Source organism: Staphylococcus cohnii species complex 1663, assembly GCF_041008415.1.
Taxonomy (GTDB): Bacteria; Bacillota; Bacilli; order Staphylococcales; family Staphylococcaceae; genus Staphylococcus; species Staphylococcus ureilyticus.
Window position 1 is genome coordinate 94,152 of record NZ_JBFDVL010000004.1, and the last position, 21,859, is coordinate 116,010.

Annotated in this window: 23 protein-coding genes; 15 read left to right on the forward strand and 8 right to left on the reverse strand. The window is 31.6% G+C overall.

The genetic code is table 11. The annotated features are described in order from the left end of the window. Positions 1-55: 55 nt before the first annotated feature. Together AB1J10_RS05905 and AB1J10_RS05910 are read right to left on the reverse strand one after the other, a co-directional pair. Entirely contained in the window at positions 56-820 is a 765-nt protein-coding gene (locus AB1J10_RS05905) for a response regulator transcription factor LytR (RefSeq protein ID WP_046207563.1), read from the reverse strand. After that, positions 817-2,574 carry a sensor histidine kinase gene (locus tag AB1J10_RS05910; protein WP_107365564.1) on the reverse strand — a complete coding sequence of 586 codons (1,758 nt, stop codon included), beginning with the start codon at positions 2,572-2,574 and terminating at the stop codon, positions 817-819. Before AB1J10_RS05910 ends, AB1J10_RS05905 begins: the two co-directional genes overlap by 4 nt. 345 nt (positions 2,575-2,919) lie before the next feature. On the opposite strand from AB1J10_RS05910, the gene AB1J10_RS05915 reads away from it, so the two are divergent. The 6 genes from AB1J10_RS05915 to pcp all read left to right on the forward strand — a co-directional run bounded on the left by AB1J10_RS05915 (position 2,920) and on the right by pcp (position 9,288). Beyond that, complete coding sequence (locus tag AB1J10_RS05915; RefSeq protein ID WP_107365563.1) at positions 2,920-4,311, forward strand: MFS transporter; 1,392 nt, start codon at positions 2,920-2,922, stop codon at positions 4,309-4,311. A gap of 229 nt (positions 4,312-4,540) precedes the next feature. Further along, a complete protein-coding gene (locus AB1J10_RS05920) occupies positions 4,541-6,136 on the forward strand; it encodes a M20/M25/M40 family metallo-hydrolase (RefSeq protein WP_192573697.1) in 1,596 nt (531 codons plus the stop codon). A 98-nt stretch (positions 6,137-6,234) separates the two neighbouring features. Next, entirely contained in the window at positions 6,235-6,675 is a 441-nt protein-coding gene (locus AB1J10_RS05925) for a DUF805 domain-containing protein (RefSeq protein ID WP_064209313.1), read from the forward strand. Between the two features lie 303 nt (positions 6,676-6,978). Next, positions 6,979-7,683: a DUF969 domain-containing protein gene (locus AB1J10_RS05930; RefSeq protein ID WP_019468807.1), complete on the forward strand. Its 705-nt coding sequence runs from the start codon at positions 6,979-6,981 to the stop codon at positions 7,681-7,683. Beyond that, entirely contained in the window at positions 7,676-8,602 is a 927-nt protein-coding gene (locus AB1J10_RS05935) for a DUF979 domain-containing protein (RefSeq protein WP_107365561.1), read from the forward strand. The genes AB1J10_RS05930 and AB1J10_RS05935 overlap by 8 nt, the downstream gene beginning before the upstream one ends. A gap of 44 nt (positions 8,603-8,646) precedes the next feature. Beyond that, complete coding sequence (pcp, locus tag AB1J10_RS05940) at positions 8,647-9,288, forward strand: pyroglutamyl-peptidase I (protein WP_046207570.1); 642 nt, start codon at positions 8,647-8,649, stop codon at positions 9,286-9,288. A gap of 119 nt (positions 9,289-9,407) precedes the next feature. On the opposite strand, the gene AB1J10_RS05945 is transcribed toward pcp, so the two are convergent. Together AB1J10_RS05945 and yidC are read right to left on the reverse strand one after the other, a co-directional pair. Then, the gene (locus tag AB1J10_RS05945) at positions 9,408-9,908 is read right to left on the reverse strand and encodes a GNAT family N-acetyltransferase (RefSeq protein WP_046207571.1); all 501 of its coding nucleotides are present in this window, start codon (positions 9,906-9,908) and stop codon (positions 9,408-9,410) included. 143 nt (positions 9,909-10,051) lie between these two features. Continuing rightward, positions 10,052-10,852 (reverse strand): membrane protein insertase YidC, encoded by an 801-nt coding sequence (yidC, locus tag AB1J10_RS05950; protein ID WP_019468812.1) that lies wholly within the window; start codon positions 10,850-10,852, stop codon positions 10,052-10,054. A 236-nt stretch (positions 10,853-11,088) separates the two neighbouring features. Between yidC and AB1J10_RS05955 the strand changes: the two genes are divergently transcribed. Then, positions 11,089-11,901, forward strand: a complete 813-nt coding sequence (locus tag AB1J10_RS05955; RefSeq protein WP_046207572.1) for a metallophosphoesterase — start codon at positions 11,089-11,091, stop codon at positions 11,899-11,901. On the opposite strand, the gene AB1J10_RS05960 is transcribed toward AB1J10_RS05955, so the two are convergent. Continuing rightward, entirely contained in the window at positions 11,902-12,516 is a 615-nt protein-coding gene (locus AB1J10_RS05960) for a C39 family peptidase (RefSeq protein WP_107365560.1), read from the reverse strand. A gap of 164 nt (positions 12,517-12,680) precedes the next feature. Between AB1J10_RS05960 and AB1J10_RS05965 the strand changes: the two genes are divergently transcribed. After that, positions 12,681-13,151 (forward strand): GyrI-like domain-containing protein, encoded by a 471-nt coding sequence (locus AB1J10_RS05965; RefSeq protein ID WP_046207573.1) that lies wholly within the window; start codon positions 12,681-12,683, stop codon positions 13,149-13,151. Positions 13,152-13,444: 293 nt separating this feature from the next. Here AB1J10_RS05965 and AB1J10_RS05970 read toward each other — a convergent pair whose 3' ends face one another. Continuing rightward, the gene (locus AB1J10_RS05970) at positions 13,445-14,650 is read right to left on the reverse strand and encodes a multidrug effflux MFS transporter (RefSeq protein ID WP_107365559.1); all 1,206 of its coding nucleotides are present in this window, start codon (positions 14,648-14,650) and stop codon (positions 13,445-13,447) included. A 257-nt stretch (positions 14,651-14,907) separates the two neighbouring features. Between AB1J10_RS05970 and AB1J10_RS05975 the strand changes: the two genes are divergently transcribed. Both AB1J10_RS05975 and AB1J10_RS05980 read left to right on the forward strand, forming a co-directional pair. After that, entirely contained in the window at positions 14,908-15,288 is a 381-nt protein-coding gene (locus tag AB1J10_RS05975; protein WP_019468817.1) for a GtrA family protein, read from the forward strand. Between the two features lie 244 nt (positions 15,289-15,532). Beyond that, positions 15,533-16,402 carry a cation diffusion facilitator family transporter gene (locus AB1J10_RS05980; protein WP_107365938.1) on the forward strand — a complete coding sequence of 290 codons (870 nt, stop codon included), beginning with the start codon at positions 15,533-15,535 and terminating at the stop codon, positions 16,400-16,402. 341 nt (positions 16,403-16,743) lie between these two features. On the opposite strand, the gene AB1J10_RS05985 is transcribed toward AB1J10_RS05980, so the two are convergent. Beyond that, the gene (locus AB1J10_RS05985; protein ID WP_019468819.1) at positions 16,744-17,106 is read right to left on the reverse strand and encodes a hypothetical protein; all 363 of its coding nucleotides are present in this window, start codon (positions 17,104-17,106) and stop codon (positions 16,744-16,746) included. A 358-nt stretch (positions 17,107-17,464) separates the two neighbouring features. Here AB1J10_RS05985 and AB1J10_RS05990 point away from each other — a divergent pair, with 358 nt between their 5' ends. Further along, a complete protein-coding gene (locus tag AB1J10_RS05990; RefSeq protein WP_107365939.1) occupies positions 17,465-18,151 on the forward strand; it encodes a 2,3-diphosphoglycerate-dependent phosphoglycerate mutase in 687 nt (228 codons plus the stop codon). Between the two features lie 179 nt (positions 18,152-18,330). Here AB1J10_RS05990 and AB1J10_RS05995 read toward each other — a convergent pair whose 3' ends face one another. Continuing rightward, the gene (locus AB1J10_RS05995; RefSeq protein ID WP_017722768.1) at positions 18,331-18,435 is read right to left on the reverse strand and encodes a putative metal homeostasis protein; all 105 of its coding nucleotides are present in this window, start codon (positions 18,433-18,435) and stop codon (positions 18,331-18,333) included. 221 nt (positions 18,436-18,656) lie between these two features. Between AB1J10_RS05995 and AB1J10_RS06000 the strand changes: the two genes are divergently transcribed. The 4 genes from AB1J10_RS06000 to AB1J10_RS06015 all read left to right on the forward strand — a co-directional run bounded on the left by AB1J10_RS06000 (position 18,657) and on the right by AB1J10_RS06015 (position 21,799). Then, a complete protein-coding gene (locus AB1J10_RS06000) occupies positions 18,657-20,105 on the forward strand; it encodes an MDR family MFS transporter (RefSeq protein ID WP_019468821.1) in 1,449 nt (482 codons plus the stop codon). Between the two features lie 119 nt (positions 20,106-20,224). Further along, on the forward strand, positions 20,225-20,554 hold the full coding sequence (locus tag AB1J10_RS06005) for an ASCH domain-containing protein (protein ID WP_019468822.1): 330 nt from the start codon (positions 20,225-20,227) through the stop codon (positions 20,552-20,554). 238 nt (positions 20,555-20,792) lie between these two features. Further along, the gene (locus tag AB1J10_RS06010; protein ID WP_019468823.1) at positions 20,793-21,161 is read left to right on the forward strand and encodes a DUF4467 domain-containing protein; all 369 of its coding nucleotides are present in this window, start codon (positions 20,793-20,795) and stop codon (positions 21,159-21,161) included. A 29-nt stretch (positions 21,162-21,190) separates the two neighbouring features. Continuing rightward, entirely contained in the window at positions 21,191-21,799 is a 609-nt protein-coding gene (locus AB1J10_RS06015; protein ID WP_019468824.1) for a DsbA family protein, read from the forward strand. Positions 21,800-21,859 lie beyond the last annotated feature (60 nt).

Consider the following 21,859-nt stretch of genomic DNA (forward strand, 5'->3'; position numbering starts at 1 on the left):
TTAAAGGTGAATTACGAAACGTATATACTGAGTTGCATTAATTACGATGTGACATTCAAAGTAAGCCCATATTCTGCTTGAACGTTTTCATATATGAGCGACTGACTTGGAATTTTAATGCATTTGTCATCGTAAGTTGATAGGTATAGTTAAACCAATGTTCTATTGTTTGTATGTGTACTTTATTAACAAGCGTGGCACGGTGAATTCTCATAAACAAAGGATCCGCAATTTTTTTTTCGTAATGGTTAAGTGGTTCAGTTGTATGATAATTTTCTTGTAAGGTGTTGATCGTAGTAATACCGTTATTAACAGAAATAGCAATAATATCTTCTAAATTAATGATATGAATACGCTCATCTACTTCAATAGGTAAAACCATTTGTGAAGTTGGCGTATTTTCTTTGTGTGCATCATTTTGATGCTGGCTGACATCATTTGCTTGTTTATAAGTATCGTGATCGAGCGCTGTTTCAACTTTATGGATGGCCTGTGCAATACGTTTTTGTTCGAATGGTTTTAAAATATAATCCGTCGCATCTAGCTCAAAAGCTTTAACGGCGAAAGTATCATGTGCCGTAGCAAAAATAATATGTGGTGGGTTTTGCATTTTGTTAATTTTATTTGCTAAATCGAGTCCACTCTCTTCCATTAAATTAATATCTAAAAAAATTACATCATAACGATCATAAAGTAAGAGTTCTAATGTTTCTGAAACATTTTCTGCTTCATTAATTACATCAAACGTACGAATTTCATTTAATAAGTAATGAAGTTCGTTACGCGCTAAAGGTTCATCATCTACAATAATTGCTTTCAATGTTTTTCGTCCTCTCTTATGAAAAATGGAATAGTATAACTTACGTTGGTACCTTCTTTGCTGGAATGAATATGCATTTTAGCTTTAATACCAAATAAGCCTTCCAATCTGTGATTTAAATTCTCTAAGGCGCTACCTGTGCCTAAATCAGAATAAACACGTGTTTTACCTATATTATTAATTTTATCATCAGGGATTCCTGAACCATTATCTTCAACTGATATATATAATCCATCTGCTGTTTTATAAGCGGTTACGATAATACGATTGTTATATTTACGGTTTTTAAAGGCATGTTTGATGGCATTTTCTATAAGTATTTGTATTGCAAATGGTGGTACAAGTGCACCATAACATGAATCTTCAATATTGAATGAAACATCAAAACGATCTGGATAACGTGCTTGTTCCAGTGATAAATAAGCCTCAACTTGTTGCAATTCCTTTTCAAGTGAAATCGTATTGTTACGTGCACCTTGTAAATTTGAGCGGAAAAATTGGCTGAGCTGTAACAGTAACTTTCTTGCTTTTTCACTATCAATTCTGACTAAGGCAGAAATTGTGTTAATGGCATTGAAAAAGAAGTGCGGATTTACTTGTGCTTGTAGTGATTTGATTTCGGCATCTCTAACTAAAGCGCTTTGTGTTTCAGCTTGTCCTAATTCAAGTTGACTAGAAAATATCTCTGCAAGACCAGATGCTAACTGTTTGTCGGAATGAGAAACATCGTGCCTATTAGTAAAATATAGTTTTAAAGTACCAATAACATCATTCTTGACTCTTAATGGAACGACAATGGCTGCTTCAAGCGGGCATTCAGGATGATTGCAACCAATATCTTCCCTTGAATATGCTTCTTTTAAAGTACCTGCTTGTATTGCCTGTTTTGAAAGATTGGTAATGATTTGTTTTTGGGCAACATGATGATCACTTGCTGCACCTACATGCGTTAATATATCTTTACGATTAGTGATAGCGACTGCCGAAACACGCATAAGATCTAAAATAATGGTAGCTGCTTGTTTGGCAGAATGCTCATTTAATCCTGAGCGGAAAAATGGTAATGTTTCATTTGCTAGTTGTAAAACATCGTGTGTTTGAATAGCACGTGTTTCTTCTTCTTGTTTGATTGTCGATAATATAATTGATAAAAAAATTGCTGTACCGATTGAGTTGATTGAAATCATAGGTAAAGCAATTAATTTAACTAGTGACCAAGCATGCTCCGTATTATCAGAAAAGATTAAGATACAAATCATTTGAATAACTTCTGTAGTACCTCCAATGATAGTACCTTTAACTATGGTAGGATACTGACGTGCACGCATTGCTCTATAACCAAAATAACCGGATACTAGCGCAATAAATATAGATGAAATCAGATAAATATAAGCATCAGCACCACCAATATAAACACGATAAATGCCTGAAATTATTGCGACAAAAATAGCGACGAATGGTCCTCCAATTAACCCTGAAACGCCTATGGTAAGTACGCGCGTATTTGCGAGAGAAGCCTCAGGATCTAAGTGATTATAGACACTGCCATTAACGACTTCATTGCCATTGATTTGTATACCTGTGAAGTTTGAAATCATAGAGAAACACCCGAAAATGATGATGAGCTGCCATTGTGAACTTCGTTTATCTCTTTGATTCATCATTGTTTTAAAGTGATTAATATTCATTAATATATAAGCGATAATAATAATAAGACCTACACGTTCTAGTAATAAAATAAATAAATTTAACATCTCATACACCTTTATAGATAATTTGTCTATCTAGTATAATACATAATTTTGATTATGTATTAATTATTCTTATAGAAAAAATAAAATTTCTAAACGCTATCAATATATTTTGTGGAATAATTAAAAAGTTACTTAATACACTTTGCGTGCTCTTTTTTTAGCAATAAATTGAAGTAAATGTTATTTTTATCTTATTGACTTTTTTAAAAATGTTTTGAATTTTAAAAAGTCATGTTTACCATGTAATCATTATTATAAGACAAGAGAAAATGTTTTGGAGCTGGACAAGTTAAATCATTAATAATGATTATGGTTGTTTTACGGGGATTTAGGAGGCAAAATAATATGGAATCAGAACAACCATTTGAAGGAGATAACAGACTTCTTTTAGGTATTTTTTTAAGCGTAATAACATTTTGGTTGTTTGCTCAATCGCTCGTTAATATCGTTCCAGCATTAGAAGCATCTTTCACAACTAGTTATGGAACGATAAACGTAGCCGTAAGTTTAACCGCATTATTATGTGGTTTGTTTGTTGTAGGTACAGGAGGACTTGCAGATCGATATGGTAGGGTCAAAATGACTTATATCGGTTTGACTTTAAGCGTTCTTGGATCATTACTTATTATCATTCCAGGATTTGTCCCTTTGTTAGTACTTGGGAGAGCAATACAAGGGCTGTCTGCAGCATGTATCATGCCTTCGACATTAGCAATTATAAATGAATACTATATTGGAAGAAGGCGACAACGTGCGTTAAGTTACTGGTCTATCGGTTCATGGGGTGGTACTGGAATTTGTTCGTTTTTTGGTGGCATCATGGCTACCTTTGTAGGATGGCGATCTATATTTATTATTTCGATAATAGTAGCTTTAGTGTCTATGTATTTAATCAAACACACGCCAGAAACGAAAGCCATTCAAACTGAGGCATCAAAGCGTGCCAAATTTGATTTTGTAGGGCTAATTATATTAATAGTTGCAATGCTGAGTGTCAATTTAATCATTACACAATCTTCAAATTATGGTTTCTTTTCACCGCTTATTTTGATGTTAATTGTGATATTCATCATTTCAATTATTGTATTTATATTATTTGAAAACAAAGTTAAAAACCCATTGATAGATTTTAAACTTTTTAAACATAAAGCATACAGTGGTGCTACAGTGTCAAACTTTTTACTAAATGCTGTAGCAGGGACGCTTATTGTTGCGAATACTTATTTTCAATCGGGATTACATTTCACCTCATTCCAATCTGGTATGATGACTATTACTTACTTAGTAGCTGTTTTAATCATGATTAGAGTCGGAGAAAAAATCCTACAGGAAATCGGTCCTAAAAAACCAATGCTTATAGGTGCAGGGCTTAATGCGTTAGGGATTCTATTAATCTCGTTAACCTTTTTACCTACGCCTGTTTATGTCATCAGTTGTGTGTTAGGTTACTTAATTTATGGTGTGGGCTTAGGTATGTATGCCACACCTTCAACAGATACAGCTGTTACTACTGCGCCAGAAGATAAGGTAGGTGTCGCGTCTGGTGTATATAAAATGGCATCTTCACTTGGTAACTCATTTGGTGTAGCTATTTCAGGGACAATATTTACGATTATGTCAGCTCGTGACAATATTCATGTTGGTGCCATGTATGGACTGTGGTTTAATGCTGCATTAGCAATCATTGCATTTGTATTTGTATGGTTATTAGTTCCGAAAAAGCAATTTAATAATTAGTTATGGTAATAAGATTTTTGAAGTAAATAACAAAATGAAATGCATCCTCTATGCTAGATTAAGCATCAAGCATAGAAGGGTGCATTTTTTAGAGTAGTATATATGAAAAAATTAGGATATAGACAAACCTCATATGCGTAAATTAGTTTGAAATGTACAGTAAAAATATTGGTTATCATTGGGAAATCATATTATAATTTAGTAAACGCTTACAAGGAGGTCTGGATTGATGCAAACTTTATGGCAAAATGAACAAGATCGTTTAACTTTACTAAAACAACTTGTAAATCACCAATCAATTACGAATACACAAGGAGAGAAAACATTCCCTAATCTGGTAAACCAATTGTTATTTCAACTTAAATATTTTAAGACCAATCCCAATCAAATTCAAAAAATACTAACGGATGATGATAAAGAAGTATTAATTGCTTTTTATCAGGGTTCCCAATCCGGTAAAACTATTGTACTTGTTAGTCATTATGATACGGTCGATGTGTCGGAATTTGGTTTAGCTCATGATTTAGCTTGTAATCCTGATAAATTAAAGCAGTATTTTTTAGAAAACCAAAATTATTTAGATAAAGGGGCTGTAGAAGACTTACTTAGTGAAGATTACTTATTTGGTCGTGGGATTATGGATATGAAAGCAGGTCTCATGTTGCATATGTCTTTAATTGAATTAGCATCCATTGAACAATGGGATATTAATTTGATTTTAGTTACGGTTCCAGACGAGGAAGTAAATTCTTCTGGTATGAGAAAAGCGGTAGAAAAATTAGCAGAATTAAAAGCTAACTACGATTTAGATATACAATTACATTTGAATAGTGAACCTACTTTTCAGCAAGCTACTTCAGATGAAAAACATTATATATATTCAGGATCAATTGGTAAAATCATGCCAGCAGTACTGTGCTATGGAAAGGAAACACATGTCGGTCAGCCTCTTGAAGGTTTGAGTGCTAACTTTATGATGAGTTACATTACACAAGCGGTAGAATATAACACACAGCTAAAAGAACATTTTGAAAATGAATCCACACCTGTACCTGTAACATTAATGATGAAAGATATTAAAGATACATATGATGTGCAAACGCCATACAAAACCATAGGATTATTTAACTTCTTTCTATTTAACAAAACACCTAAAGATGTTTTTAGAGAATTCATAAATACGGTTATCACTGCTGTTGAGCGTTGTGAATCGGATTGGCTATCTGTATTAGAAACAGAAGATTACCAATTCGATAAAAAAATTAATGTTCTGACATATGAGCAACTTAGGCAATATGCTGTTAAACAGTACGGTGAAGAAGCAATCACTAATCTTATAGATCAAACACTTCAAGAAACGTCAGAGTTACATTTACAGAATATTCATGTTGCAGATAAGCTGATGCAAATATGTAAGAATATAGCGCCAGCTGTAGTGACCTTTTTTGCTTCACCTTATTATCCAGCTGTTAATGCTTCATCCGACAAGCACGTATCCTCAACTATAGAATTAGTGAAACATACACTAAATGAACAATTTCAGCGTAGTAGTGAACAAGTATATTATTTTAATGGCATCAGTGATACGAGTTATTTAAAGTTTGATGGAGATATGGAACAGATGGTTATATATGAGCAAAATACGCCAAATTTCAATCGTACATACACTATTCCTTTTGAATCAATAAAAGCCATCAGTGCACCTACATTGTTGATAGGACCCATCGGCAAAGATGCTCATAAATTAAGTGAGCGTCTGCATAAGCAGAGCGCATTAATAGAATTACCTGTCGTGCTAGAAAAAGTAGTTAAGTCATATATTTAAACTAGATATGTAGCTAGTACTTGTTAGAAGGTGTGCGATTACGCTATTATGAATAATAAATGTTTAAATAACTTTAATTGAAAAATGGAGTGTCAAATATGATAGAGGCGTATAAAGATTTTTGGAAAAAATATATAGATTTTCAAAGTAAATCCAATAGATTAGAGTTCTGGACACCAGTGCTGATTCATATTGTTAGTATATTTATTGTAGCTATTATTGGTGTTATTGCTTTTATTTCAGGTGCTTTTATTGTTGCTACAATCCTGTCAATATTGGTTGGGATTTTTGTTTTGGCAATGATTATACCAATGTTTGCTATTACATTGCGACGATTTTATGATGCAGGAAGAAGAAGAACTTCTGCCATCATTCTTATAGCTGTGTCTATTATTATGAACATTTCATTTGATTTGATTCAAATCAATAGCATAGCCATCTTACTTAATGTGATTGCATGGATATGTACGATTTTATTAATCATTGAAACATTGCTACCTTCTCGTAATGAATCGGATGCCACTTTAAAATGGTTATAGCATTTTAAATGCGAATGAAGATATGAGATAGCAAGTGTTTAGATGTATGAATTATGGCGAACTTTAATGTCGTAGTAGAGGAATAAGTATAATACACGCGTTTTAACAAAGATGTTCAAGTAATTTTCCAAAAATGAAAAATTAAAATTTATCGCTTATAAGCCGTTGTCATTAAAAGTCTGAAACATGTAAAAGATGTTTTGGACTTTTTTGTTTATGTTGTTAGGGCATAAAAATTATCTGAAAATTCATTGTATTAAAAAAAGTAAACCTTTAATATATAAGAAGAAAGGTGGAGATAACATGGAATGGTTAAAATTGATTGGAATTTTAATTATAGTACTTGGTTTTTTATTCAAGATTGATACGATTGCTGTGATTTTAATCGCCGCTGTAGCGACGGGACTTGTATCAGGTTTAAATTTGTACGTTATTCTTGAAACATTAGGAAAAGCTTTTGTTGATAATCGTTTAGTTACACTTTTTATTTTAACATTACCTATGGTGGGGTTAATTGAGCGTTTTGGTTTAAAAAAGCAGGCCTCGAATATGATCGGTAAGGTGAATAAAGTTACGAGTGGGCGATTGATGACTATCTATTTATTCATTAGAGAATTAGCAGGTGTTGCATCAATACGTATCGGAGGACATCCACAGTTTGTACGTCCATTGATTAATCCAATGGTACAGGGTGCGTTAAGAACACGCTATCATTTGCAAGAACATGAAGTAGACGAAAAGGATATCGAAAAGATTAAAGCGCAGACTTCTGCGATGGAAAATTATGGTAATTTCTTCGGTCAAAATTTGTTTGTAGGGGCAGCGGGTGTATTGTTAATGGTTGGTACGTTTCAGTCTTTAGATATTAAAGTGAATGCCATTGATCTTGTATTAGCGTCATTACCTATAGCTGTTATTGTCTTTTTTATTGTGTGGATAAATAATATTAGATTTGATAAATATTTAGATCGGAAATATGGTAAAAAGCAGGTGGAAAGACATGAGTGAGCATACATTAAATCAAATTTTAGAACTATTTTACATATTAATTGGTTTACAATTACTTTATACGGCATATCGCGTGTTAAAAGCATCAACAAATAGCAAAAAATATGGTACAGCTTTATTTTGGATTTTATTAGCTATTTTATTTATTGCCGGTCCTTATATACCTAACGTAATCAATGGCATATTTATCATAGTTATGGGAATATTAACGCTATGTAAACAAGTGGTTATTAAAAATATTATAGATGTCAACGAAGCACAGGGAAATTTAGGTTCACAAAAATATGGAAATAAATTATTTATCCCCGCTATTGTTTTAGCTATAGCTGCGATTATCGTTTCTAATTGGACACCATTAGGAGGAGCAATAGGTTTAGGTGTTTCTTCGATATTAGGGTTACTTGCTGCATATATTGTTATTAAGCCAAATGGTAAATATATACTTTACGACAGTGACCGTCTAACCCAACAAATTGGAACAGTTGGTATACTACCACAGTTCTTGGCTGCATTAGGCGTACTTTTTACAGTGAGTGGTGTGGGGGATGTTATTTCCAAAGGCATATCCTCTTTTTTACCAGAGGGCAATCATCTTACAGGTGCGGCAGCATATGTCATTGGCATGGTGCTTTTTACAATGTTAATGGGTAATGCATTTGCTGCATTTACCGTTATCACAGCGAGTATCGGTATTCCATTTGTTATCGCCCAAGGTGGAGATCCTGTTATAGCCGGTGCACTGGCTATGACTGGTGGATTTTGTGGTACATTATTGACACCTATGGCAGCTAATTTTAATACTTTACCAGTTGCTTTATTAGAAATGAAACAAGAATTCGGCGTGATTAAAGCGCAAGCTCCTATTGCACTTATATTAATTTTGGTGCATATAGGATTAATGTATGTTTGGGCGTTTTAAAATGTAAAAAGTATAAATTAAAAAATGAAAAGGGGATGTTAATGATGAAAATATTAGTAACAGGGTTTGATCCTTTTGGTGGAGAAGAGATTAATCCAGCATTGGAAGCTGTTAAATTATTGCCAAATGAAATTGAAACACATCAGATTGATAAGATAGAAATACCTACAGTTTTTAATAAAAGCAAAGAAACTATAGTTAATAAATTAAAACAAGAACAATACGATGTTGTATTGGCAATAGGACAAGCAGGTGGAAGATTTGAATTGACGCCAGAACGTGTAGGAATAAACATTGATGATGCGCGTATACCTGATAATGAAGGTAACCAGCCGATAGATGAAGTTATTCAATCATCAGGTGATGCCGCATATTTTTCCAATTTACCAGTTAAACGTATGACAGAGGCGATTAAGTCTGCAGGGGTACCAGCGAGATTGTCTAATACAGCAGGTACTTTTGTATGTAATCATATTTTGTATCAACTTGGATTTTTACAAGCAACACAATTTCCAAATATTAAATTTGGATTTATACATGTGCCTTTTATTCCTCAACAAGTCACAGACAAACCTGAAAAACCATCCATGTCTATTCAAACGATTGCAGAAGGTTTGGAAGCTGCTCTCAAAGCGATTATAGAATCAGATGAGGATATTAAAATTGCTTTAGGTGAAACGCATTAAATTATTTTTAGAATATATATTAAAATAAAAAAGCAGTGACACATACTATGATGATAGCGGGTGTCATTGCTTTTTTAAGTGCGTAAAACAATGTAGTAATAAAGTCGTAACTTGTTATTTTAATAATCGTGTTCATTTCTTGAATAATTCATACGAACTTCATAATAAGTTTTTCCAAAATAAGTAGCTTGTTTATCATTGCTCAACTTAAATCCAACTTGCTCATAAAAATGAATTGCATTTTTATTTTCTTCAACTACCCATAGGGTTACATTGTCAGGATAAGATAATTCCAAGGCACGTTGTGTAAGTGCATAACCAATCATATGACGCTGATAATCTTCCAATAAATAAAGTGCGAAGATTTCACTCCAGTCGTCAGAAGAAGATGAGGATTCCGTTTTGCCATAAGATATGAAACCTACTACTTCGTTTTCGACGAGGGCAACTAATGTCGGAACATTGTGCAAATAAGACTTTCTGATAAATTGAGCTTTGTCTAGGTTTTCTAAGTAATTATTTTTAGATAAATGGTCATAAGTTTCCAACCAACTTTCATAGTGGACAAGTGCTTTACCATACTTATCTGCTTCAGTTAATGCTCTTATTGTAAACTCCATACATCTTCCCCCTTTGTTTATCAAATTGTAAATATTATAGCATCTAATGATGTGTAAAAGAAATTTTTGAATTCATTACATGTAAATGAAATGATTTTACAATTCAATAAAGTAACATGACTCATTGTTTAGTTAATATTTGTTTAATTGAGGGAATCCGCAAGTTTTAAAGCTTCTTGTTTTGCTTGTTTACTGTAATATGAATGAGCAAAGTGCATTTGTAAAATTAAAAACAAACCACTAAATGTCCAATACAAACCAAGTGCTGCTGCAGAATGTAAAGATATGTAAGTTATAAAAATAGGTGATAATATCATCATCACATAATATGTTTTGCGTTGATTTTTAGGGTAATGCATTGCATTTACAAGAGGTTGTATGAAATAAATAGCAGCTGCAATTAATGACATCCATAAATCAGGTTTTGTTAAATTGAACCATAAAAAATGAGGGAATTGATCTATTCCACCACTGCTAGGAAATTTAAGTGTCACGATTAAACCAAATAATATGGGCAACTGTATTAAAATTGGTAAACAACCGATAACGCTTTTTATTGGATTAATGTCATAACGCTTATAAGTGGTCATCAAATCTCTATTAGCTTCACGTTTTTCCTCCTGTGTTTGCGCATCTCTTACGCGTTGTTTGATGTTATCAATTTGCGGTTGTACTATCTTTGTTTTTTCTCTGATCAGATGCATGTTTTTAACTTGTATTAACATAAACGGCATTAAGATAAGGCGTATGGTCAGTACAATCATGATGATGGCTAACCCATAATTGTCGTTAAACAACTTTCCCAATCCATGCAAAAACATATCAATGGGTTTTACAAAAATAAAGTAAAACCAGCCACTTCTATCCTCTTGTTTTGAATAATCACAAGCAGTTAAAAGTAAAGGTAGCATCGTCATCATTAAGACAATCCAATTTTTCTTCATATGTTATTTCCTCCTGCTCGGGTTTTGAACAATGTAACTTTAACACAATTGCATACAATTTTTAAATGTTATTTAAATAATTTCGAAAAACATTTTAATGAATGACTTACAGGTATGTTTGACATACAGAATGATTTGCTGAACGAAACTTATATGAATACAAGCGGAACATTTAAAGAATAAAGTGAAGTTGTGTCATAATGAAATTGTTAAACGAGTAGAGGAATATGATAAATATGTTAATAGGCATGATTTCAGATTTACATATCGATAGACATAATAAACTAACGCCCAAAGATTATGAACAGGCATTAGTTACAGTAATTAAGCAACAAAAAATTGAATTATTACTTATCGCTGGAGATGTTTCAAATCATTATAAGTTAACGCAATCATTTGTGAAGGAAATCGAGATACAAACAATGATAAAAGTACTGTTTGTACCGGGAAATCATGATTTTTGGTCAACGGATACTGGGGCGACTTCTTCTGAAATCTTGGATACTTATATCAAAATGGATAATTGCTTAATAGATGATCCTTTTGTCATAAATGAAGCGTGGGCGATTGTAGGTAATACAGGTTGGTATGACTATACATATGCACACTCTAAATTCTCTTTGGAACGCATTGCACGTAGGAAATATTATGGCGCTACTTGGCAAGATAAAGTGAAAATAGATTGGCAAATTGAAGACCAAAAATTATCAATGATAGCGGCCAAACAAGCGATGAAGGATATTGAAAAAGTAAAAGATAAAAAAATTATATTAATGACACACATCGTGACTCATCGTAAATTCGCAGTACCAATGCCACATAGAATATTTGATTATTTTAATGCATTTATAGGTACTTCGGATTTTGATGAAATTTATACCCAATATGATATTAGATATAGTATTATGGGCCATGTTCATTTTCGAAATGTTTTTGAAGAAAACAACGTGACATATATTTGTCCGTGTTTAGGCTATCAACGGGAATGGCGTACACCAGATATAGAACAGGAAATCAACCATGCGTTACACAAAATAGAAATTAATTAATCATTTTTGTAAATGAATGCTCATACGTCCAGGAGCATTATAACTGCTTTCTAATTTCTGTTTGTTAATTTTTATAATTTGATATTTATTCGGAAAAATAGCAGGTATAATAATTGATTTCCATAAATTAGACCATAATGGATCAATATAATAATAATGGTTATCGTCATAACCAATCAGCACGGTAACATGAATGTTTGATACCAATTGATGATGTGTATTATCAATTTTAAATGTTTTGCTAAAAGGCTTTTGACCTAAAACAGTGTGATAAATGATGACAGGTTGCCCTTTATCAATGACGTCACATAATGAAGCCAGTGATTTCCCAGTACTATTAACAATACGTTTATCATACGTTTGTAAATAGGGTGCTAAGGCTGTAGGGAAAATCGTTTGATGATAACCACCCCATTTTACCCATAAGTGATGACCTACATAGCCTTTATATGGATTATTTGCGTGTTTCGGCCAGTGTTTCATGATATGTGTTGCTGGTATTTTGTGATTATTGAATTGTAATATCATTGCACTTGCTATGCCTTCGCACCCCATAATCATAGGTATCGGGAACAATTGGCTAATTGGTTTAACGGCTAATAATTTTTTATTCATAGATAGAGACTCCTGTATCGAATATTAAAGATTTATTAACATTGATGATTGCTTTTATTATATATCTATATCGATTTAAGTGACTACAAAGATGCTTAAATCATAGTTAATATTAGATATATTTTAATAAAAATGGTTATAATGTCCGAAAGGGGTTGAAAACAATGGATTATAGAATAGAAACATTATCCGACATTCCAGTGCCAGTTGTAGGGGTAAAAAGAGCATATGCAACTGGACAAAAAGCACAAGAAAATATTTTTAAGTTTTGGATGGAATTTGAAGCAATGGGTTACAAAAATCACTTGATATCACAAAGTAATCAATACCTCGAAGGGTTATTAGGTGTTTGTCTTCCTAAAGAAAATGGCGAAATGCATTATTTAATAGGTGTGACAAATGAGGAAACGCAAAGTGATTGGGAACAAGTAGAATTAGTAGAAGGCAGATACTTAGTATTTGATGCCAAAGGTCCAGTTCCAGAATCGATTAAACAAGCAATGCAAACCATTCATAGAAAAATCTTACATACTCTAGATTATGAATTGCGAAGCGCTCCTTTTTTTGAGTTGTATAAACCAGGTGAATTACATTCAAACGACTATATTACTGAAATTTGGTTTCCAATCAAATAGTAGAATAGAAGTTTGAAATCAACGATGTTAGAAATATAAACACAATTGTGTCGTGTAATCGTCCATTTCTATTTCAAGTCAAGTAGAATTGGACATTTATTGTGTTTATAGTATTTTATAGATTGGTATATTGAAGCAAACAAAAGAAAAGACGCCACTAAATGCATGTTGATACACAAATTTAGTGGCGTCTATATTAAGTCTTTACCCCAAGTTTTTTCAAATCAATACATATGTTATTAAATTAATTGTGAATGTTGATAATGCTTTGAATGTATTTTTTAAGCTTTAATTCATGTTATATGCTTATTAATAAGAAACGACTTTAACCCAATTTCTAACCCAATGATTAGCACTGCAGTGATTAGTAAAATAATCGTATATGGTAAGATACTGTATTCACCTTGTAATCCTACTAATGGTGACATAATACCACCAAGTATAAATTGAAATAGACCTAGTAAACTGGAAGCATTACCACTACCACCAGTACGAGCTTCCATTGCTAATGCAAAGCTTAAAGGTCCGATACCTGTTACAGGACATACATTTAAAAAGAATGCGATAATTAATACCCATAACGGCAAATGCAGTGTTAATGCCACAATAATAAGTACAACGCCAATTATTTGAACGATTGTTAACATAATTAGCAAAAAGTAGCGATTCATATATGCCACAAGTTTGGCTGTAAGTTGACTCATAATAATAAGGCCAATGCCGTTAAAAGCAAACAAATAACTAAATTGTTGAGGCGTCATATCATAAATTTTTTGTGTAATAAACGGTGCCGCTGATGAAAAACTAAATAACATTACGTACGTTAAACCTTGTAAAATCATTGGAATAATAAATGCAGGTGTTTTTAACAAATGAGCAAAATCTTTAAAAATAACTTTGAAATTAAGTTTTGCTCTGTTTGGTTGATGTGTTTCTTCTAAATGGCGGATCGACAAAAATAAAATAATAACACTTACGATGGTCAGAATTACAAATACTGCTTTCCAATTGGATATCGTTAGTGCGTATCCACCTATGATTGGCGCAATAATCGTAATGATTCCATTAATTACGAGTAATGATGCTAGTCCTTTAGCTAACGCTTTTCCTTCATGCTGATCCCCCATAGTAGCTTTGGCGATTACTATTGCACCTCCGCCAGTTAAACCTTGAACTAGTCGCAAAGTGAGTAAGACACCCATGGAAGCAGTGAAAACCGCCAGTAAAGAAGCGAGCGCATAGATTGAAATGATAAATAAAGCAACTTTTTTTCGTCCATATGTATCAGACAAAGGTCCAAATATAAATTGTCCAATAGCAAGACCAATCATTGCAAATGATAAAGTAAGCTGTGCTTGAGATACGGATGCACTAAAGTCATGTTGCACATTCGGTAATGATGGCACATACATATCTATGGTTAAAGGACCAAATGTAGTCATGATACCTAACACAATAATGACCATAATTGGCAGTTGACGATTTGAAATCTTGTCCATGTTTGAAACTCCTTTAAAATACTCTCTAATGCTTAATTATAAACATGTTATCTCGTTTTGTAACTACTTATAAAAGTAATATATTAAATACCATGTATACTTAAAAACGAGCATATTAATTGAGCTCGTTGTAATTATTAATATAATACAAAACATACATTTATATGATAAAGTATTATACTAGATATAGCGCGTTAATAATATGTTTTTAATAGCAATTATTCAAAAAGACATGGAAATTTACTAAGGAGTAAAAAATGAATTTGACTAAAACACACTATGAAGTGATTAAATTTGTGATTGTAGGCGGTATGAATACTTTAAATTATTACATTGTCTATCTTTGTTTATTGAAGTTATTAGAAATGAATTATTTAGTTAGTCATATCAGTGGATTTATCATTAGTTTTGTTATTTCTTATTATTTAAATTGTTACTTTGTTTATAAAGTGACACCAACTTGGAGTAAATTCCTAAAGTTTCCATTAACTCAAGTTGTCAATATGGGCATGCAAACTTTATTATTGTACATTTTTGTACAATGGTTTGGTATATCATCTGTGATAGCACCTTTTGCAGGGCTTATCATTACGATACCTATAACATTTGTGCTCTCTAAATATATTTTGAGAGATTAGTTAAATGATTAATAGACCAACATTTTAAATATAGTTATTTTTATGAGATCAAGTTTCGGAATCAAAAATATGATTTATTTCAAACTTGGTCTCTTATTTTTGCTCAATTTTATAATTAATATTAGGATTGGCTAAAAAAATAATTAGTTTATTTATATTAAATAATTTTTGAATAAAAATCGTTGTAAATATGTTTGTATTGAGTCATAATAAGTATTCAATCATACTGAAGGTGGAACGTAAGATGAGTCAAAAAGAAAAATTGGAAACAGCACAAAAAGGTGCCTTTTTAAGTTTAATCGTCTATATCATATTATCAGTGACTAAATTTATTGTAGGTTATTTATATGATTCTGCAGCTGTAAAAGCAGATAGTTTAAATAACATGACAGATATTATTGTTTCTTTGGCCGTAATTATTGGGTTGAAAATTTCTATTAAACCTGCAGACCAAAACCATCCATATGGACATTTGAAATCTGAAAATATATCATCATTACTCGTGTCATTTATTATAATGTTTGTAGGTATTCAAGTCATTATAGAGAATGTTCCTGAATTATTCACAAGCGAACATCATACTCCTAATATTATAAATATTTATGTCAGTGTCATTAGTGGTTTGATTATGCTAGCTGTGTTTTATATTAATCAAAGAATTGCTAATCATACCCAAAGTAGTTCTCTGAATTCTGCAGCTAAGGACAATTTGTCGGATGCGTTAGTGAGTTTAGGAACTGCAATTGGTTTAGTATTTACACAATTTGGATTTCCAATCATTGATACGATATTAGCCATTATTTTAGGCTTACTTATAATATATACTGGTTTTGGTATCTTTAAAGAATCAATTTTTACATTAAGTGACGGTTTTAACGAGCAAGAATTAGAAGCTTATAAAAATTATGTGTTAGAAATTGAAGATGTAATAGAAGTACAAAATATTAAAGGTCGTTACCACGGTAGTAGTGTTTTTGTAGATGTAACGATTGTAGTAAAATCAGATTTGTCTTTAGAGGAAGCACATCACATTTGCGACAAAGTAGAACAACATATGCATAGCAAAGGCATTTCTTCAGTTTATGTGCATCCTGAGCCACAGTCAATACAGTAACTAAGATGTCGAGAAAGTAAATAATTTTGATTATTATCATGACTTATATTCATATTAAGTTAATAAACTACTAAAGGATAACCTGAATTAAGGTATTTAATGAATATTGATGTATAAACTGAAATTTTATTAGCTTATTTTATAGTAAAAAAAACGAGTGGAACAGAAATCTATTTTTATCAAAAAGATTTCACTGCTCCACCCTGGCAAGAATGACTAGAATTTTAAAAAAATATAGAGGAACACCTGAGATTCAGCCTATGCATGAGCCCCACTAACTCAATAAATTGAGAAGTGGGGCTTTATTTTTTTACATATTGAAGAAATGCATAAAATTCGTTTTACCACCAACCATTTGCAGCACGGAATTCAATTGCTGCATCAATTGAGCCATAACGTTCTTCAGCGTATTGAATCATACCTTTTGTTTGTTCAGTTACAGATCCAGTACCCCAAGCTTCCTTCGTTTGTCCTAAACCTCTATATCCTAATTCATTCACCGCATCTGGGTTACCGCTTGATTCTGGCATTACAATGTTATCCCAAAGTGCTTTTGTACCACCAGCAGCAATAAATTCACTATATACATCATTGTTTGCTTGAGTAGTTTCTGCAGCATCAGCTGTAGATGTATTTGAAGTTAAACCAACACCAGCAGTAGCGATTGTTACTGATGCGAATGAAGCTAATAATAATTTTTTCATTTGAAAAATCCTCCTAATAATTGTTTGTTTTAAATAATTTCAAATTGTATTTGTTAATCTGCATAGTTGTTTTAAAAGTGCTTATTTTTGTCTGTCGTATTGCTCGGTTTATCAACGTTTACAACTATAACATCATTTTTTTATAGACAGGTTACAGTAAAATAAAAATAAAAAGTCATTTATGAATAAATGAATACAATCATTTCAAAATTAAGTGTAAATTGTTATAATTTTAATGTATGGCATGAGAAATTATAGATAAAGTATTGTCGTAACAAGATTTATATCTGTATATCACTGTAATATTTTTGTAAAACGGGTGATAATATAATTTTATTCAATGGAAAGAAGGAATATTATGCCAAAACTAATTTTATGTAGACATGGACAAAGTGTTTGGAATGCTGAGAATCTATTTACAGGTTGGGCTGATGTAGATTTATCAGAACAGGGAAGAACTGAGGCAGTAACGTCGGGAAAAAAATTAAAAGAACAGGGTATAGAGATTGATATCGCCTTTACGTCTTTATTACAACGCGCCATTAAAACTACATTTCACTTATTAGATGAATCTCAACAGTTATTTATTCCTGTTATTAAATCTTGGCGCTTAAATGAGCGTCATTATGGTGGATTGCAAGGTTTAAACAAAGATAAAGCAAGAGAAAAATTTGGAGAAAAACAAGTACATATATGGAGACGTTCATATGACATAGCACCACCTGAACAAAGTGAAGAACAAAGAAAAGACTATTTAAATGATAGAAAATATGAACATTTAGATAGAAGAGTTATGCCTGAATCAGAAAGTTTGAAAGACACTTTAATTAGGGTGATTCCTTATTGGAACGACCAAATTTCACAACAGTTATTAGATGGAAAAACTGTGCTTGTTTCTGCACATGGAAATTCATTACGTGCATTAATTAAGTATTTAGAAGATGTATCAGATGAAGATATTGTAGGATATGAAATTAAAACTGGAGCGCCTTTGATTTATGATTTAACAGATGATTTAAAAGTAATAAATAAATATTACTTATAGTTTTTCAATAAATGTAAGTAAAAAAAGACCTCATAAATAGATAATGAATCGTTTAAATAAAATAATGGCTGATCCTGAAGTATATAAATGTATATTTTCAGGAATCAAGCCACATTTTAGAAGTAATGCGACAAAACCAGAAACAAATTACCATTGGTTTTGAAGTGTTACTTCTATTTTTATTTATTTCGCTTATGTTGTTGGATAATTTTGCGTGCACGTTTCCGTGTTTTAATATTAGGACTATTTAAATTACGACGTGCTGTTTGTAAATCTAATTTCATGGTGAGGACCTCCTTTATCTATAGATATTATGTAAGAAAAAACCTGAAATGTAAATAGTAATTATTACGATTTATGACTATTTTTTAAATCTCTCAAAATAAAAGATTAAAATAAAACTAATATTTTAAGTATTTTTAATGATAAATTAAACTAAAATATGTATAATGCAGAAATGCGACTAAAAAGAGTTGATAAATTAATAGAAAATAGGAGTACAAAAATGGATCAAAAGACGAAAATTATAATGATTTTGATGATGTTGTGTGGTGGATTTTTTGGATTATTAAATGAAACCTTATTAACTACAGCATTACCAAGCATAATGAAAGATTTTAAAATAGATTACACACAAGTACAGTGGCTTACTACGGCCTTTTTATTGACCAATGGTGTAATAATCCCATTGTCAGCAATGATTATTCAAAGATACTCAACAAGAAAAGTATTTTTAACTGCAATATTTATCTTTTTTATCGGGACTTTAATTGCAGGATTTAGTCCAAACTTTTCTGTTTTATTAAGTGCAAGAATTGTTCAAGCACTTGGTTCTGGTATCATGATGCCACTGATGATGACGACGATCTTAGATGTATTTGAACCTCATGAAAGAGGTAAATATATGGGGACTTTTGGTTTGGTGATTGGTTTAGCTCCAGCAATTGGTCCGACACTGTCTGGTTATTTAGTAGAGTATTTAAATTGGCGTTCATTATTCCATGTCGTTGCTCCAATAGCTGCACTTACTTTCATTGGTGCACTTAAATTCGTCAAAAATGTTGGTACTAATCGAAAGACACGTATTGATATTTTATCAATAATCTTATCTGTGTTCGGTTTTGGTGGTTTGCTATACGGTACAAGTTCAATTTCTCGTGATGGCTGGAACGATCCAATTGTATTGACTACTGTAATTGGTGGCATTATTTTAGTTGCTGCTTTTATATTTCGTCAAACACGTTTGGAAAATCCACTGCTTGATTTTTCAGTATTCAAAGACAGTCAATTTGCCGTAGGTATTATCATAATGGCTTTTACCATGATTTCAATGATTGGTTCTGAAACTGTGTTACCGATGTTTGTGCAGAATATTATGAATGACTCAGCACTTCAATCAGGATTGATTTTATTACCTGGAGCTATCGTAATGGGGATTATGTCAGTGATTTCAGGTTTACTCTATGAAAAATATGGTGCTAAAATATTAGCATTCATTGGTATGTTTATTGTAGTTGTAACAACTTCTTATTTTGTAATCATGGATGAACATACTTCATCAGCGATATTAGCTACTGTATATGCTATTCGTATGATTGGTATCGCACTTGGTTTAATGCCATTAATGACACATACAATGAATCAATTAGCGCCAGAAATGAATGCCCATGGTTCTTCGATGACAAATACTATACAACAAATATCTGCATCAATTGGTACAGCAGGTTTGATTACAATTATGAGTCAGGTTGCTAAAAACTACACACCAAATATGTCTGAGTTTAAAGATATGAGCCAAAAACAAATGACGGCAGAAATTCAACATCAAGCATTGCTAAGTGGGTATCACGGTGCCTTTTGGTTTGCAGTCATTATATCAATTATCAGTTTAATAAGTGTGTTTATGTTGAAAAGCAAAAGACAACTTAAATTAGAAGAAAAGAATGCTGAATAATTAAAATTGCGACATCGTACTGCATTAAGCGAAATTGTCTTGTAAATGATATTAATATTATGATACTTTGATATCAATATAAATATTATGAATGGAGCGTATGGATTATAGAACACTCGATGCATTTAAATAATGAACCTTTTCAATTAATGAAAAACGAAGTCAAAACGATTGAAATTAGATTGAATGATGAAAAAAGACAAGAAATTAAAAGCGGCGATTATATTGTATTCCAAAATTTAATGAATGAAGAAACATTAACAGTCCAAGTTAAGGAAATTGTAGTGTTTTCTTCGTTTCAGTCACTGTTGAATCAATATACAAATGAAGAAGTTGGAGCGAAAGCAGATGATCAACTTTCTCAAAAATTAGCGGCTATATATCAAATTTATTCACAAACAGATGAACTTAATTACGGTGCATTAGCAATCAAAGTGGCACTAATATGATGAAAATGAAATTAATTGAGTTATAGCTAGGATAAAGTTGTACCATAGGTGAAAATTTAATTTTTTACGGTAAATATGACACTTTCGTTAAATTCATTTATGAATGAATTTTTCGGAAGTGTTTTTATATAAATATAAAAATAATGTTATAGTTCTAGCACATCAAAGATTTTCGTTGTAAGATAAAACTTATGGTTAAATAATATTAGATATGAGAAGTAATATTAGGAGTGTAAATATGAAAAAATTAATGACGATGGTGTTCATTTCAATAATCATTATAGCTGGGTGCAGTAGTGGGAAATATGCTGATGAGATTGACAAAGCAGTGCATCAACAGAAAAAACAACAAAAGATTTTAGCTGATAAGCAAAATGGCGATGTGGAATCTAAGTTTGAAAAAAAGAATGCGAATATCTATGTGTATGACAAAGGTAAATATGTGACTATTGCTTATAAACCATTAAAAGATGATGATGAAGTTCATTTTTATACATATAAAATAACAGATGGTAAAGCACATTACTTAAAAAACTTTAATTCAAAATCATATTCACATGCACATGATGCGGATTATAAAGAAGAAAATATGAACTTAGAAGAATAAAACAAGATAAGAAGGTGTGTTTTTAACAAATGAAGAAATGTTGGTTAAGTTTGTTATTAATGGCAGTAGTCATTTTTGTTTCCGCATGTTCGAATGACAATCAAAATGTACATCAAGATGACAAATATGGAAAAGGTGGAAAGATTAAAATTATTGAGTATGGTGATTTTAAGTGCCCATATTGTAAAAAAGTAGAAGAACATATTATGCCTAAATTAAAAAAAGAATATATTGATACGAAAAAAGTAGATTATCAATTTGTTAATATGGCATTTTTAGGAAAAGATTCAATTATAGGTTCAAGGGCAGGTCATGCAGTAAGGCAATATGCACCTAAACAATATTTAAAATTTCAAAAGTTAATGTTTAAGCAACAACCGAACTCAGAAAAAAAATGGATTACCGAACAACTCGTTGATCAACAAATAAATCTATTGGAAATTTCAAATGGTAAAAAAGAAAAGATAAAAGCGAGTTATAAAACAAAAGATAGTGAATCATGGAAAGCAGCCGAACAAGATCAAAAACAATATAAAGAAAACCATATTGAAACAGCACCTACAGTTTTTGTAGCAGGTAAAAAAGTAGAGGACCCGTATAAATATAAGAACTATAAAAAAATACTTGAAGAAAGTTAAATATTAAAATTTAGATTTAAACTTTAATATCAAAAGCCCGTTCCTGAACGTTTTATAAAA

Bases quoted from the DNA above. Each gene is read 5' to 3' on its own strand.
- AB1J10_RS05910 (WP_107365564.1), bottom strand. From the start codon at position 2,574: ATGTTAAATTTATTTATTTTATTACTAGAACGTGTAGGTCTTATTATT.
- AB1J10_RS05915 (WP_107365563.1), top strand. From the start codon at position 2,920: ATGGAATCAGAACAACCATTTGAAGGAGATAACAGACTTCTTTTAGGT.
- AB1J10_RS05920 (WP_192573697.1), top strand. From the start codon at position 4,541: ATGCAAACTTTATGGCAAAATGAACAAGATCGTTTAACTTTACTAAAA.
- AB1J10_RS05925 (WP_064209313.1), top strand. From the start codon at position 6,235: ATGATAGAGGCGTATAAAGATTTTTGGAAAAAATATATAGATTTTCAA.
- AB1J10_RS05930 (WP_019468807.1), top strand. From the start codon at position 6,979: ATGGAATGGTTAAAATTGATTGGAATTTTAATTATAGTACTTGGTTTT.
- AB1J10_RS05935 (WP_107365561.1), top strand. From the start codon at position 7,676: ATGAGTGAGCATACATTAAATCAAATTTTAGAACTATTTTACATATTA.
- pcp (WP_046207570.1), top strand. From the start codon at position 8,647: ATGAAAATATTAGTAACAGGGTTTGATCCTTTTGGTGGAGAAGAGATT.
- AB1J10_RS05945 (WP_046207571.1), bottom strand. From the start codon at position 9,908: ATGGAGTTTACAATAAGAGCATTAACTGAAGCAGATAAGTATGGTAAA.
- yidC (WP_019468812.1), bottom strand. From the start codon at position 10,852: ATGAAGAAAAATTGGATTGTCTTAATGATGACGATGCTACCTTTACTT.
- AB1J10_RS05955 (WP_046207572.1), top strand. From the start codon at position 11,089: ATGTTAATAGGCATGATTTCAGATTTACATATCGATAGACATAATAAA.
- AB1J10_RS05960 (WP_107365560.1), bottom strand. From the start codon at position 12,516: ATGAATAAAAAATTATTAGCCGTTAAACCAATTAGCCAATTGTTCCCG.
- AB1J10_RS05965 (WP_046207573.1), top strand. From the start codon at position 12,681: ATGGATTATAGAATAGAAACATTATCCGACATTCCAGTGCCAGTTGTA.
- AB1J10_RS05970 (WP_107365559.1), bottom strand. From the start codon at position 14,650: ATGGACAAGATTTCAAATCGTCAACTGCCAATTATGGTCATTATTGTG.
- AB1J10_RS05975 (WP_019468817.1), top strand. From the start codon at position 14,908: ATGAATTTGACTAAAACACACTATGAAGTGATTAAATTTGTGATTGTA.
- AB1J10_RS05980 (WP_107365938.1), top strand. From the start codon at position 15,533: ATGAGTCAAAAAGAAAAATTGGAAACAGCACAAAAAGGTGCCTTTTTA.
- AB1J10_RS05985 (WP_019468819.1), bottom strand. From the start codon at position 17,106: ATGAAAAAATTATTATTAGCTTCATTCGCATCAGTAACAATCGCTACT.
- AB1J10_RS05990 (WP_107365939.1), top strand. From the start codon at position 17,465: ATGCCAAAACTAATTTTATGTAGACATGGACAAAGTGTTTGGAATGCT.
- AB1J10_RS05995 (WP_017722768.1), bottom strand. From the start codon at position 18,435: ATGAAATTAGATTTACAAACAGCACGTCGTAATTTAAATAGTCCTAAT.
- AB1J10_RS06000 (WP_019468821.1), top strand. From the start codon at position 18,657: ATGGATCAAAAGACGAAAATTATAATGATTTTGATGATGTTGTGTGGT.
- AB1J10_RS06005 (WP_019468822.1), top strand. From the start codon at position 20,225: ATGCATTTAAATAATGAACCTTTTCAATTAATGAAAAACGAAGTCAAA.
- AB1J10_RS06010 (WP_019468823.1), top strand. From the start codon at position 20,793: ATGAAAAAATTAATGACGATGGTGTTCATTTCAATAATCATTATAGCT.
- AB1J10_RS06015 (WP_019468824.1), top strand. From the start codon at position 21,191: ATGAAGAAATGTTGGTTAAGTTTGTTATTAATGGCAGTAGTCATTTTT.